This window comes from Streptomyces sp. NPDC007346, assembly GCF_040703535.1.
In the GTDB taxonomy this organism is placed as follows: Bacteria; Actinomycetota; Actinomycetes; order Streptomycetales; family Streptomycetaceae; genus Streptomyces.
This window is the reverse complement of record NZ_JBEYKR010000173.1, coordinates 1-13,681: the sequence shown is the minus strand read 5'-3', so window position 1 is coordinate 13,681 and position 13,681 is coordinate 1. Positions and strand designations below refer to the sequence as shown.

Annotated in this window: 10 protein-coding genes; 5 read left to right on the top strand and 5 right to left on the bottom strand. The window is 73.2% G+C overall.

Features of this window, described 5'->3' with window-relative positions; genetic code table 11:
- Positions 1 to 451 precede the first annotated feature (451 nt).
- Positions 452 to 1,819 carry a phosphomannomutase/phosphoglucomutase gene (locus AB0917_RS30225; protein ID WP_366822857.1) on the bottom strand — a complete coding sequence of 456 codons (1,368 nt, stop codon included), beginning with the start codon at positions 1,817 to 1,819 and terminating at the stop codon, positions 452 to 454.
- 101 nt (positions 1,820 to 1,920) lie between these two features.
- Positions 1,921 to 2,298, bottom strand: coding sequence for a DUF3499 domain-containing protein (locus AB0917_RS30220; protein WP_030115363.1), 378 nt, complete (start codon positions 2,296 to 2,298; stop codon positions 1,921 to 1,923).
- Positions 2,299 to 2,644: 346 nt separating this feature from the next.
- On the opposite strand from AB0917_RS30220, the gene AB0917_RS30215 reads away from it, so the two are divergent.
- On the top strand, positions 2,645 to 3,076 hold the full coding sequence (locus tag AB0917_RS30215; protein WP_366822856.1) for a metallopeptidase family protein: 432 nt from the start codon (positions 2,645 to 2,647) through the stop codon (positions 3,074 to 3,076).
- Positions 3,077 to 3,362: 286 nt separating this feature from the next.
- On the opposite strand, the gene AB0917_RS30210 is transcribed toward AB0917_RS30215, so the two are convergent.
- The 3 genes from AB0917_RS30210 to AB0917_RS30200 form a co-directional block, all read right to left on the bottom strand.
- Positions 3,363 to 4,928: a DUF5719 family protein gene (locus AB0917_RS30210; RefSeq protein ID WP_366822855.1), complete on the bottom strand. Its 1,566-nt coding sequence runs from the start codon at positions 4,926 to 4,928 to the stop codon at positions 3,363 to 3,365.
- Positions 4,925 to 8,992: a glycosyltransferase gene (locus tag AB0917_RS30205; RefSeq protein ID WP_366822854.1), complete on the bottom strand. Its 4,068-nt coding sequence runs from the start codon at positions 8,990 to 8,992 to the stop codon at positions 4,925 to 4,927. The genes AB0917_RS30210 and AB0917_RS30205 overlap by 4 nt, the downstream gene beginning before the upstream one ends.
- A gap of 598 nt (positions 8,993 to 9,590) precedes the next feature.
- The gene (locus AB0917_RS30200; protein WP_014046372.1) at positions 9,591 to 9,854 is read right to left on the bottom strand and encodes a WhiB family transcriptional regulator; all 264 of its coding nucleotides are present in this window, start codon (positions 9,852 to 9,854) and stop codon (positions 9,591 to 9,593) included.
- Between the two features lie 708 nt (positions 9,855 to 10,562).
- Here AB0917_RS30200 and AB0917_RS30195 point away from each other — a divergent pair.
- The 4 genes from AB0917_RS30195 to AB0917_RS30180 are packed head-to-tail and all read left to right on the top strand — an operon-like array spanning position 10,563 to position 13,457.
- Entirely contained in the window at positions 10,563 to 11,063 is a 501-nt protein-coding gene (locus AB0917_RS30195) for a cysteine dioxygenase family protein (protein ID WP_366822853.1), read from the top strand.
- 13 nt (positions 11,064 to 11,076) lie between these two features.
- Entirely contained in the window at positions 11,077 to 12,033 is a 957-nt protein-coding gene (gene cofD / locus AB0917_RS30190) for a 2-phospho-L-lactate transferase (protein ID WP_366822852.1), read from the top strand.
- A 9-nt stretch (positions 12,034 to 12,042) separates the two neighbouring features.
- Positions 12,043 to 12,228, top strand: coding sequence for a hypothetical protein (locus AB0917_RS30185; RefSeq protein ID WP_366822859.1), 186 nt, complete (start codon positions 12,043 to 12,045; stop codon positions 12,226 to 12,228).
- The gene (locus tag AB0917_RS30180) at positions 12,180 to 13,457 is read left to right on the top strand and encodes a coenzyme F420-0:L-glutamate ligase (RefSeq protein ID WP_366822858.1); all 1,278 of its coding nucleotides are present in this window, start codon (positions 12,180 to 12,182) and stop codon (positions 13,455 to 13,457) included. The genes AB0917_RS30185 and AB0917_RS30180 overlap by 49 nt, the downstream gene beginning before the upstream one ends.
- Positions 13,458 to 13,681 lie beyond the last annotated feature (224 nt).

Sequence of the window (13,681 nt, the reverse complement as noted above, 5' to 3'; positions counted from 1 at the left end):
GGGGTGGGGGCGCCTGCGGCGGGCTGTTCCCCTACCCGCCCCTTCCCGAAACCGGGGCTGCGCCCCGGGCCCCCTTTGTCCTCAAGCGCCGGACGGGCTGAAGTTTCAGGGCTCCGCTCCGGGCCCTGTTTGTCCTCAAGCGCCGGATGGGCTGAGGTTTATGGGCTCCGCCCCAGGCCCCCTTCGCCCTCAAACGCCGGACCAACTGAGGTTCCGGGGCTCCGCCCCAGGCCCCCCTTGTCCTCAAGCGCCCGACCAGCTGAAGTTGCGGGGCTGCGCCCCGGGCCCCTTCGTCCTCAAGCACCCGACCTGCTGAGGTTCCGGGGCTCCGCCCCCGGCCCCCCTCGCCCTCAAACGCCGGACGGGCTGGATAGGCGGACGGCCTCCGAAGGCGGAGGGAACGGCCAGCCCGAATCGCTCAGGGCCTGAGCAGAGTCTGAGCAGGGCCTGATCAGGTCCTGATCAGGGCCAGCACCTCGTCCCGTACCTCTCCCATCGTCCGCTCGTCCCTCGCCTCCACGTTCAGGCGCAGCAGGGGCTCCGTGTTCGAGGGGCGGAGGTTGAACCACCAGTCCGTGGACGTGACCGTCAGGCCGTCCAGATCGTCGAACGTGATGTCCTCGCGGGTGCTGTACGCGGACCTGACAGCGGCCAGGCTGGCTTCCTGGTCGGCGACCGTGGAGTTGATCTCGCCGGAGCCGGCGTAGCGGTCGTACGCGGCGACCAGTTCGGAGAGGGGGGCGTCCTGGCCGCCCAGTGCGGCGAGGACGTGGAGGGCGGCGAGCATGCCCGTGTCGGCGTTCCAGAAGTCGCGGAAGTAGTAGTGCGCCGAGTGCTCGCCGCCGAAGATCGCGCCGTGCTCCGCCATCTCCGTCTTGATGAAGGAGTGGCCGACCCTCGTGCGGACCGCCGTGCCGCCGTTCTCCCGGACCACCTCGGGGACCGACCAGGAGGTGATCAGGTTGTGGATGACCGTGCCCTTGCCGCCGTTGCGGGCCAGTTCACGGGCGGCGACCAGGGCCGTGATCGCGGAGGGGGAGACGCCCGCGCCCCGTTCGTCGACCACGAAGCAGCGGTCCGCGTCGCCGTCGAAGGCGAGGCCCAGGTCGGCGCCCTCGGCGAGGACGCGGGCCTGGAGGTCGACGATGTTCTTGGGGTCGAGGGGGTTGGCCTCGTGGTTGGGGAAGGTGCCGTCGAGCTCGAAGTACAGGGGGATCAGGTCGAGCGGGAGCCCCTCGAAGACCGTGGGGACCGTGTGGCCGCCCATGCCGTTGCCCGCGTCGACCACGACCTTCAGGGGCCGGATGGCCTTGAGGTCGACCAGGCCCAGGAGGTGGGCCGCGTAGTCGGAGAGGGTTTCCCGTTCCGTGATCGTGCCGGGGGCGGCGGACGCCGGGGGCTGCGGGGCGCCTTCCGACCACTGTTCCACCAGCGTGCGGATCTCCGTCAGGCCGGTGTCCTGGCCGACCGGCACCGCTCCCGCCCGGCACAGCTTGATGCCGTTGTACTGCGCGGGGTTGTGCGAGGCCGTGAACATCGCGCCCGGGAGGTCCAGCGCCCCCGACGCGTAGTACAGCTGGTCCGTCGAGCAGAGGCCGATGAGCGTGACGTCCGCGCCCCGGGCCGCCGCGCCCCGGGCGAAGGCGCCGGACAGGGCCGGCGACGTGGGGCGCATGTCGTGGCCGATCACGATCGCGTCGGCGGCCATGACCTGGACGAACGCGGCTCCGAACAGCTCGGCCAGCGACTCGTCCCACTGGTCGGGCACTACGCCGCGTACGTCGTACGCCTTCACGAGCTGCGACAGATCAGCAACCACGGCCGGTCCTCCTGGTGTTTACGGAGAGCCCAAACTACCCGGGCCGGGCAACCGGCAGTGCCTCGGGAGTCGCTCTCAGGAGTCGCTCTCGGAAGTCGCCCTCAGGAATCAGGGGAGCGCAGCACCCGCAGGTGGCCGCGGCGGGCGACTTCCACCGGATCCGCGGAGCGGGGGCCCCGGCCCCCGCCGTCCGGCCCGCGGTCCTGCGGCCGGGCCGCTTCCCGTACCGCGTTGGCCAGGGCTTCGAGGTCGTCACCGCTCGGGTGCGCGGGCGCGGAGCCGTCGGAGAGGCGCACCACCTCCCAGCCGCGTGGCGCGGTCAACCGCTCACTGTGCTCGGCACAGAGGTCGTAGCAGTGGGGCTCGGCGTAGGTGGCGAGCGGGCCGAGGACCGCAGTCGAGTCGGCATAGACGTACGTCAGTGTCGCGACGGCAGGGCGGCCGCACGCGGTGCGCGAACAGCGACGTACAGGGCTCACGATGTTGGACGGTACCGCACTCTTGAGCGGGCTGCGACGACTCTCCCCCGGCTCACGTCACCGTGTCGCCCTGCGGCCCTCGACATACCCCTGCCTCCGGCGCCCTTCCTGACCTGCGCCGCGGCGCGTACGCGGTGCGGGACGGGTGGTCCCCGGGCGCGCGCGCCGAGGCGGATGCCGGCGCCCCGCGTGCCGTCGATGATCGGATCAGGGGCCTGAAAACGGCTCAACCTTGGCCTGAATGTTCAACTGCGGACAGCAGATATGTTTCCGCCGGGGGAAACGGTCTCGGGCCGTGTCCTCGGCACGATCGGGGCGTCCCGGGGAGCGTTACGCTGCGTCGGTGATGGACAGCCCCGTACCTCCCCCCCACTCCTTCGAGCCGCGGCCCCGGCGCCGCGACCGTCATGGCCGCGGTATGAGGGGTCCGGTCGCGCCGCCACAGGTGCCGCTGTCGGCCAGTCGGGGTGAGGTCTTCCGCGATCTGGTCCAGGACTCGGTGGAGCGGCTGGAGCGGCGCTGGCCCCAGCTGGCCGAGGTCGACTTCGTCGTCCTGGACGTGCCCGGCGCCCTGGAGGACAGCGTTCCGCTCGGCAGCGCCGTATCGGCGGCCAAGGGACGGCCCGCGCAGATCGTCGTCTACCGGCGGCCCATCGAGATCCGCACCAAGAGCCGCGACGAGCGCGCCCTCCTGGTCCACGAGGTCGTCGTCGAGCAGGTCGCCGAGCTGCTGGGGCTGGCCCCGGAGTCGGTCGATCCGCGGTACGGGCAGGACTGAGCCCGTCCCCGTCCCCGTACCCGTACCCGTACCCGTATCCGTCCCTGCCGTGGTCCGTGACGCCGGAGGGCTGTCGCGACGCCGGAGGGCCTGTCCCGGCTCCGGAGTGCCTGTCGTGGCCCGTGACCCCGGAGTGCGTCATAGTCCGTGGCCCGTAGTCCGTCGTGGTCCGGGGCCCGGGGTCCGTCGTGGCACGGGGCCCCGGAGCCCGTCGACCCCGGAAGTCCCGGAGGCCCCGTAACCCCCCGGGCCCTGCCCTCCCGCCCCTGCCGCGGACCCGTACCGCTCAGTCGTCCAGTACCGACAGGTCCTGCCGCGCCGACGGCACCACGACCGTCCCGCCGTCGTCCGGCAGCGTCTGCACCGTGAACATCTGCACGCCGTCCTGCGGGAGCAGCAGCGCCCGTGACGCGTGCACCGGGCCGCCCGACACCGTCTCGACGGTCAGCGCGTACGCACCCTTGAGTCCGGCCGGGGGCTTCGGGGTGACGGCCATCGTCGTGCCCGCCTTGACCGTGTACGTCTCCACAGCCGGTTCGCCGCCCCCGCTCCCCGCCGACGTGGTCACCTTCACCTTCGCCGTGGCACCGGGCGCCGCCAGGGAGAGCGTCGAGCCCTTGGCCCGGTTGTCGGTGACGCTCGACCGGGCGCCCACCGGGCCGGTGGCCGGGATGTAGGCGTACTCCTGCTTGGCGCCGGTGCCCCGGACCACGCGCAGAGCGGCCACGATCGGGGTCGCCCGGTTCTTCTCCACCGGGGTGAGGCGCAGCGAGCCCGGTTCGCCCCGGGTGATGTCCTTCAGGTCGATCGTCGCGGTCATCCCGGACTTGATGTGCAGCGTGTCGTTCCCCGCCGGGGCGAACGTCGTGTTCTCCCCCATCAGCTGGACCTTCACGTCCGCGTCGTGCTCGCCGGGCGCGTACGCCACCAGCTGTACGGAGGTGGCGTCGGACGGGATGCCGGGCATCACCAGGGTGGCCGAGGGGTCCGTCGCCGTCGTGAGCCAGTCGGTGCCCGAGCCGTCGTCGGCGGTCAGGACGACCGCGCCGACCCGGCCGGAGCGGGTGGTGACGTGGGCCGTCAGGTCGTTGACGGACTCGTCGGTCAGGGTGGAGAGCAGGAGCGCGATGCTGGAGCGGGCGGGCACGGTGATGCCGTCGCCGACCTCGGAGGTCACCGCGCCCTTGGGGCCGAACAGCTCGATGTCGGCCACGGCCGCGCTGTCGTCGGGGTTGGTGAGGTGGAGGTAGTCCTGGCGCGAGCGCGCGGTGCTCGCGCCGGGGAACCAGAAGTCGGTGTCCGGGGCGGTGCAGCTGACCCCGAGGAGGCCCCGGGCGCCGCCCACGGTGACCGTGGTGGTCTGCTGCGCGGCCCAGCCGGGGGCGAGCCGGCCGGTGGCCGTGCCGACGAGCGCCGGGGCGCCGGAACCGTTCGCCTCGACGAGGGCCGGCTTTCCGGGCTCCTTCACCGCGATGACCGGCTTGTCGGCCTTCGCCCGCGCCTTCTTCGCGGCCTCCTCGGCCTTCTTGGCCTTCTTCGGATCGGTCTCGGTCTCGGTCTCGTCGTCGTCGAGGACCGGCAGGGCCGGCTTCAGCTCGGCGGTGCCGTCCGCGCCCTCGCCCGCGCCCTTTCCGGTCTCCGTTCCGGGCGGGGTGAACGAGGTGTACCGCGTCTCCGCGAGGTCGGAGCCGCTGGGCGCCGGGCAGACCAGGCTGGAGCGTTCGACCGGCAGCGACGAGGCGGTCGCGGTCTCCTCGGCGGCCGGGCCCGCCGGCGCGTTGACCGAGGCGAAGCCGGTGATGGCGGCCAGGGCGACGGCGCCCGCGATGAGGGACAGGTGGGTGGACTTCACTCGGACTCGCCTCGCGATGCGTTACGGGTCTGCCAGGAGGCCTGGCCCGGGGTGTCGGGGTGCTCGCCGTTCTCGGCGGGGCGCTGGGCGGGGTCGGCGTACGGGGGCTGCTCCCCGGTGTACTGGCCGTACGGGTCGTGCCGGCCCTGCTGGTCGTACTCGTCGTACTGGTCGGGCCGGCCGGGGCTGCCGTACTGGCCGCCGCCGTCACCGTGCTCGCCGCCGTACCGCTCCTGCTGCTGTCCGTACGGGTCCTGGGCGCCGTAGCCGCCCTGGTCCGGGTGGCCGGGGCCGGAGGAGTAGCCGGTGTCCTGCTGGTACGTGGCGTAGTCGGCCTGCTGGTAGGGGGCTGCGGCCTGCTGGTCGGCGCCCTGGTACTGCTGCCCGTCCCACTCCCCGTAACTCTGCTGCGGGAGCGCCGCGTAGCCCGCGGTGGTGTCCTGCGGGTCGTAGCCGCTGCTCTCGGCGTACGGGTCGGCGTTCTGCTGGCCGGGGATGTACTCCCCCGGGCCGGCTGCCTCTGCCGAGGCCGGGGCCGGGGCCGGTGCGGACGGAGGCGCGGACGGAGGCGCGGACGGAGGCGCGGTGGGCGGCGGGGGCGGGAACTCCCCGGGCCCGTCGGCCCGATAGCCGTCCTCGGCCCGATAGCCGTCCTCGGCCGGGTGGCCGTCCTGCGCCCGGTGGCCGTCCTCGGCCGGATAGCCGCCCTGCGCCGGATAGCCCTCCTCGGCCGCACGGCCGTCCTGCGCCTGATAGCCGTCCTCCGACGCCTGCGTGGCCGCCGCCTCCGCCTCCGCCGCGGCCCGGAGCCTGCGGGCGCGGCGGCCGTCGCCGTCGGCCGCGTCGGCGGCAACGGCGAGCGTCTCCTCGGGCAGGTCGTCGTCGATCTCCCGGCGGCGGCCCGGCAGGGCCATGACCACCAGGACCACGGCGAGCGCGCCCTGCGCCCAGAGCCAGACGGTGTGGGTGAAGGGGGCGTCGTACGTGAGGGCGAGGCGGCCGCCGCTCGCGGGCAGCTCGAAGCCCTGGGCCCAGCCGTCGACGGTCGTGCGGGTCAGCGGCTTGCCGTCGATCGTGGCCTGCCAGCCGGGCGTGGCCTCGTCGGCGATCCGCAGGACGCGGCCCTCGTCGCCGGCCGGAATGTCGGAGTGGGCCTCGACGGGTCCGGAGCCGACCGGGAGTCGCTCGCCCTCACCGCCGGCCGGGACCACCATCACGCGGGCGACCTGCCGGTCCACCCGCCACAGGGCGCTGCCGTCCAGCTGGCTGAGGCGGCTGAGACCAGGGGTCGTGTCGAGGACCCGGCTCATCTGGCGCGGTGCTCCGTCGCGTACGAGGACGTAGCGGATGGCGAAGTTGCCGAGCTGGCCGCCCTGGTCGGCGCCGGAGCCCGCGACCAGGTTGGCGACGACCTTGTCCAGGTGGCTGTTGGAGCCCGCCGCCTCGGTCAGCTCGCCGTCGCCCAGGCGCGCGCCGGAGCCCCGGACCAGGCTGTACGAGACGGTCTCGGGCGAGGTGCCGCCGAGGACCAGGGTGCGCGCCTGGTCCTGGGTCGAGCTCTCCTCGGCCACGAACGCGGGCACCTGTACGGGGTCGCGGCGCTCCAGCGGGCCGTCGGCGCCGCCGATCATCCAGCCGAAGGCGGCGAGCGCCGGGGCGAGGGCGGCGGCCAGGGCGATCAGGGCCGCGACGGGCTGGCGCCAGCCGAAGCTCTGCTCGGCGACCCGGACCCGGGCGCCGTCCGCGCCGACGAGCGCGGCGGCGATCAGGGCGGCGCCGTAGACGAGGGTGGCGGGTCCGGCCCAGGTCGAGCCGTTGGCGAGCGCCGCGAAGAGCAGGCCGACGAGCGCGGTGGCCCAGGCGGCCCGGACGGCGAACTGCCGGTCCTCGCGCAGCAGGGCCGCGAGCGCCGCCAGCACGATGCCGAGCAGCAGGACGCCGCCCGCCGCCTTGGGGCCGCCGGGGCTGATGCCGAGCAGGTCGAGCGCCGAAGCCGTCCCCGTACCGATGTCCAGGCCCGCTTCCCGCAGGAACGCGGACGGGTCGGTGAGGAGCGTGAGCGACCAGGGGGCCAGGACCAGCATCGGGGTGCCGACGGCGGCGAGGAAGCGGAGCCCGTACGCGGCGATGTCGCGTCGGCGCAGCGCCAGCACGCCGAGGCCGAGCACCACGGCGAGCGGCCAGACGATCGGGGTGAACGCGGTCGTGACGGTGAGGAGCAGGGCGTACGTCCAGGTGGCGCGCCAGCTGCCGCGCGCCGCGTCCGGATCGGTGCCGCTCCGGAACCCGTGGGCGGCGACGGCCGCACGGGCGATCAGCGGCAGCAGGACGAGCAGGACGGCGGTGCCGAGGCGGCCGGTGGCCAGGCCGCCGGTCGCGGCGGGCAGGAAGGCGTACGCGACGCTCGCCCAGGCCCGCAGCAGCCGCGACGGGAGCAGCGGCCGGGAGGCGAAGTACGCGGTGAGCCCGGCCAGCGGGACCGAGCAGACCAGCAGGACGGCGACGGCGAAGCCGGTGGAGCCGAGGAAGAGGGCCGACAGGGCGGCGAGCAGCGCGAGGTAGGGCGGGGCGGTCTCGGTGGAGCCGGTGGAGATCGTGTGCCAGGCGTCCGCGTACCGGCCCCACAGCTCGCCGGCCTCCGCGGGGGCGGGCAGCAGGGCGCCGCCCGCCAGGGAGCCGCCGGTGAGCAGGTTGCGGCAGGCGACGAGGGAGACCAGGAGCAGCAGGGCGAAGAGGACCGGGCCCGGTTTGCGGCCGATCCGCTTGAGCCGCGCGAACTGGTCCACTTCGAGGAAGTCCGCGTCGTCGCCGCCGGGCCCGGACTCGACGGCCCCGTGGCGCGAGCCGCCCGATTCGGCCTCGCTCCGGTTGCCGAAGTTGCCCGCGACCTGTTCGACGGTGGCCCGGACGGTGGCGCCCGGCGGCGGGAAGAGCGCCCGCAGCTCGGCCGCGTCGACCACGCCCTTTCCGCGGTCGCGGCGGGCGGCGAGGATGCGGCCGGGCCGCAGCAGGGAGCCCAGGAGGCCGGTGACCTCGTCGAGCGCCTGGCCGGGGACCTTGCCGACGAGGTAGGCGAGGGTACGCAGGAGGGTGCCGACGACGAGCCGGAGCAGGACCCAGGGCAGGGCCTTGGCGCGCGCGTTGACGAGCATCGTGTAGACCGCGCCGGCCTTGTCGACGCGGTGCGGGCTGGCGACCGAGCGGCCGGCGCAGTCGATGGGGCGGCGCTCGCGGGCGGATGCCTCGGCGTGGCGCAGGACGGCGTCCGGGGCGACGAGGACCCGGTGGCCGGCCAGGTGGGCGCGCCAGCACAGGTCGACGTCGTCGCGCATCAGGGGCAGGCTGCGGTCGAAGCCGCCGAGCTCCTCGTAGACGTCGCGGCGGATGAGCATGCCGGCGGAGGAGACGGAGAGGACCGTACGGACCTGGTCGTGCTGGCCCTGGTCCTGCTCGCGGCGGTCCAGGCCGGTCCAGCGGCGGCCGCTGTTGGCGATGGAGACGCCGACTTCGAGGAGCTGCTTGCGGTCGTACCAGCCGCGCAGCTTGGGGCCGACGATCGTGGCGTACTTGTCGGTGTCCACGACGCGCAGCATCTCGGCGAGCGCGTCCGGCTCGGGGGCGCAGTCGTCGTGGAGCAGCCAGAGCCATTGGACCGGTTCGCCGTGCGGCAGCTCCGGCAGGTCGTAGTTCTCGTCGACCCAGGTCCGGGTGGCCGGGTCCCAGCCGCCGGGGCGCCTGAGGTACGGCAGGTCCTCGGGGGTGAGCACCCCGGCGGTGCGGGCCGCCTCGTCGACGGCCGTGCCGAAGCTCGTACGGCGGGCGAGGTGCAGGACGCGGTCGTCGCCGAGCGCCTCGGTGACCAGCCGGGCGGAGTCGTCGGCGCTGCCGGTGTCGGCGGCGACGACGTTCTGTACGGGGCGTTCCTGCCCGAGCAGCCCGGCCAGCACGTCGGGCAGCCAGCGGGCGCCGTCGTGGGAGACGAGCACGGCGGTGACGACGTGCCGGGGGAACTCTGGGGCGGCGGCGGCCGCGTTCGGCGCCGCCGAGTGGCTGTGCACGGACATCGAGGTACGGGCCCTCCGGCCGGGTCCGGGGGCGTATCCCCGGGGGCTGCATCGGTGTACACGCGCGCCCCGGCGGGGCGTTGGCGCATCTCGGACGGGGCCCCACACTAACGGTACGGATACCTGGTGGTGGCCCCGAGCGGGTGAAGGGGGCGGGGGAGGCTCGCAGGATGCGCGGGGGAAGGTGCCGGGGAAGGCACGGAATGCCGGGGAAGGCGCGGAAGAGGGCGCGGAGGAAGGTACGGAGGAGGGCGCGGGGTGCGCGCCGGGGTGAGGCCGGGCGGGCAGTGGGGGCGTGGGGCGCCTGGAGGGTGCCCGGCGGGGGCGTGGAGGGTGCGCGGCGAGGGCGTGCAGGGTTACGCAGCGAGGGCGGCGTGTGGCGGGCGCCGGCGGGGGCGTGGAGGGTGCCGCAGCGAGGGCGGCGTGGCGGGCGTCGGCCGGTGCGTGGAGGGGGCGCGGAGGGGGCGCGGAGGGCGCGTACATGCCGACGGCCCGTCGCCTCTCCCCGGGGATGGGGGCGATGGGCGACGGGCCGTCGGGGCGTGGTCCTGGGAGCCCTGCTCGGGAAAGGGCTGTCGGGGCCGGGCCGGAGAGCTGTCTAGATCGCTGCCTTCTTGAGACGCCGTCGTTCGCGCTCCGAGAGCCCGCCCCAGATACCGAAGCGTTCGTCGTTGGCCAGGGCGTACTCAAGGCACTCCGAACGCACCTCACAGGCGAGACAGACCTTCTTGGCCTCGCGGGTGGATCCGCCCTTTTCGGGAAAGAAGGACTCGGGATCGGTCTGGGCGCACAGTGCGCGCTCCTGCCAGCCGAGTTCCTCGTCCGCGTCCTCGACCAGCAGTTGCTGGAACAGCTCGGTCATGTGCGCCCCTCGTCTGTCTCTTGCGTCCCGTGATGCGGTCGTTACTGATTGCGACCGAACGACACGAGTGAAATTACAAGTGTGTATCTCCAAGCCAGTCAAGCGAGGATCTGCTATTGGCCCAGGGATTCACTCTGCGGAACCAAGCCTATGCGGTAAGTGTTCAAATCACCAAAAACCTGACATATGCCACCGGCCCCACTCCATCACACCTTCCCTCGGTCAAGACGATCAGGGGCACTGTCGCGTTGCGATTCGATCACTGTAGCGATCAAGGTCACAGTCCGGTCACAGCCCCTCAGTCACGTTTAGCGGTGCGGGTGATGCGCCATGTCTCCGCACTCGCCGGTGAGCAAACCTTTCTCCTCGCGCGACAACCGAAAGGGGTGAACCATTTCCCCCATATCGGGCATCGGGTTGACAGGGGGCGATTCAACCGGTCTCCTTGATCTCATGTCAGCGATCACAGCGATGCATGCCACCCACGTCCGTGGGTTCCGCAGCGCTGTCCAGGCCCGCTGTTGCTGTTCCTGCTGTCACAGCTGTTGATGCCCTAGTGCTCCAGCTCTGATCCAGCCTTCTTGATCCAGCCTTCCTGCACTTCCTTCCCCCTGCTTTTCCGGCTTCCCCGCACGCCTTCCGCGGCTGCCGACGCTCCACGCGACTCCCCGCACGTGCTCCCCCCATGCCGAGGAACCACCGCACCCCATGAACAGCGACAGCGACCTTCAGATCGCCGGCGACATCCTTGAGGTCCAGCACCTCCTGCAGCCCGCCCGCGAGCACCCGTCCACCGTCTCCGAGTTCGTCGGCCTCGCCCGCTCCATCGCGGCCGACCGTGCGCGCTGGGCCGGACTCGTCCGGTACGACACCACCACCCGCTGGTACCACCGGCTCCACACCGGTCCCGGCTACGAGGTGTGGCTGCTCAGCTGGGTGCCCGGACAGGGCAGCGGGCGCCACGACCACGGTCGCTCCGCCGGCGTACTGACGGTCCTGGAAGGCGAGTTGACCGAGCACACCGAGCGCGGGAGCCAGGCCCTCGGCGCCGGGGCGCAGCGCGTCTTCGCCGCCGGATACGCCCACGAAGTGGTCAACGACTCGCTCGAACCGGCCGTCAGTCTGCACATCTACTACCCGGGTCTGACCGAGATGCCGATGCACGCCGCGCAATGCGCCCCGACGGCCGTGGATGTCGTACCCGCCTGACAAACTGCTGTGCATGCGCATTGTTGTTCTGGCCGGCGGTATCGGTGGTGCTCGTTTTCTGCGTGGCCTCAAGCAGGCCGCGCCCGACGCGGACATCACGGTCATCGGCAACACGGGTGATGACATCCATCTGTTCGGGCTGAAGGTCTGCCCCGACCTCGACACCGTGATGTACACCCTCGGCGGTGGCATCAACGAGGAGCAGGGCTGGGGGCGGACCGACGAGACCTTCCAGGTCAAGGAGGAGCTCGCGGCGTACGGGGTGGGGCCCGGGTGGTTCGGTCTCGGCGACCGCGACTTCGCGACCCACATCGTCCGTACGCAGATGCTCGGCGCGGGCTATCCGCTCAGCGCGGTCACCGAGGCGCTCTGCGCCCGCTGGCAGCCGGGGGTGCGGCTGCTGCCCATGTCCGACGACCGGGTCGAGACGCACGTCGCCGTCGAGCTGGACGGCGAGAGCAAGGCCATCCACTTCCAGGAGTACTGGGTGAAGCTGCGCGCCTCCGTCGAGGCGCAGGCGATCGTACCGGTCGGGGCGGAGCAGGCGAAGCCGGCGCCGGGGGTGCTGGAGGCCATCGGCGCCGCCGACGTCATCGTCTTCCCCCCGTCGAACCCGGTGGTCTCCATCGGCACCATCCTCGCCGTGCCCGGCATCCGGGAGGCCATCGCCGAGGCCGGGGTGCCGGTCGTCGGCCTCTCCCCCATCGTCGGGGACGCGCCCGTGCGCGGTATGGCGGACAAGGTGCTCGCGGCCGTGGGCGTCGAGTCCACGGCGGCCGCCGTGGCCCAGCACTACGGGTCGGGGCTGCTGGACGGGTGGCTGGTCGACACGGTGGACGCGGGTGCGGTCGGCGAGGTCGAGTCGGCGGGCATCCGGTGCCGGGCGGTGCCGCTGATGATGACGGACGTCGACGCGACGGCGGAGATGGCCCGGCAGGCGCTGGAGCTGGCCGGGGAGGTCCGGGCGTGAGCGTTTCCGATGCTGGTGGTGGGCCTGCGGTTGTTGCTGGTGGTGGCTCTGGGGCTGTTGCCGGTGGTGACTCTGGCGCTGCTGCCGGTGGTGGCTCCGGGGCTATTGGTGATGGTGGGCCTGCGCCTTCCTTTCGTGTCTGGGCGCTGGGCGGCATTCCCGAAGTGCGGGCCGGTGACGATCTCGCCAAGCTGATCGCCGGGGCCGAGCCGGGGCTGGTCGACGGTGACGTCCTGCTCGTCACCTCGAAGATCGTCTCCAAGGCCGAGGGCCGGATCGTCCAGGCCGCGGACCGTGAGGCCGCCATCGACGCCGAGACCGTACGGGTCGTGGCCCGGCGCGGCACGCTGCGGATCGTGGAGAACCGGCAGGGCCTGGTCATGGCCGCGGCCGGGGTCGACGCCTCGAACACGCCGGCCGGGACCGTGCTGCTGCTCCCCGAGGACCCCGACGCCTCCGCCCGCGCCATCCGGGACGGGCTGCGGGACACCCTCGGCGTGGAGATCGGCGTCGTCATCACCGACACCTTCGGGCGGCCCTGGCGCAGCGGGCTGACCGATGTCGCGATCGGGGCGGCGGGGGTGCGGGTGCTGGACGACCTGCGCGGCGGGACGGACGCGTACGGCAATCCGCTCAGCGCCACGGTCGTGGCGACGGCGGACGAGCTGGCCGCCGCCGGGGACCTGGTCAAGGGCAAGGCCGCGGGGCTGCCGGTCGCCGTGGTGCGGGGGCTGGCGCATGTGGTCTCCCCCGATGATGAGGATTCCCCAGGCGCTCGCGCCCTGGTGCGAGGCGCGGCCGATGACATGTTCCGGCTCGGGACGTCGGAGGCGGTGCGCGAGGCGGTGACCCTGCGGCGTACGGTGCGCGAGTTCAGCGACGAGCCGGTGGACCCGGGGGCGGTGCGGCGGGCCGTGGCGGCGGCGGTGACGGCTCCGGCGCCCCATCACACGACGCCGTGGCGGTTCGTGCTGCTGGAGTCCGCCGAGTCGCGGACCCGGCTCCTCGACGCGATGCGGGACGCCTGGATCGCGGATCTGCGGCGCGACGGCAAGAGCGAGGAGTCGATCGCCAAGCGGGTGCGGCGCGGTGACGTGCTGCGCAACGCGCCGTATCTGGCGGTGCCGTGCCTGGTGATGGACGGCTCCCATACGTACGGGGACAAGCGGCGGGACACGGCGGAGCGCGAGATGTTCGTGGTCGCGGCCGGGGCGGGCGTGCAGAACTTCCTGGTGGCGCTCGCGGGTGAGCGGCTGGGGTCGGCCTGGGTGTCCTCGACAATGTTCTGCCGCGAGGTGGTGCGGGAGGTGCTGTCGCTGCCGGCGTCGTGGGATCCGTTGGGGGCGGTGGCTGTGGGGCATGCGGTGGGGGTGCCTCGGGAGCGGGCGGTTCGGGATGCGGAGGCGTTTCTCACCGTGCGGTGAGGTGGAGTGGGGTTGGGGGGCGGTGGGGTTGCGCGGTGTGGGGGCGTGCGGCGTGGGGGCGTGCGGCGTGCCGGGGCCGGGGGGCCGTGGGGCCGCTGCGCGGGGCTTGTCCCCTACCCGCCCCTTCCCGAAACCGGGGCTGCGCCCCGGGCCCCCTTTGTCCTCAAGCGCCGGACCGGCTGAGGTTTGGGGGGGGGCCGCCCCGCCCCCCCGGGCCGGGCAGC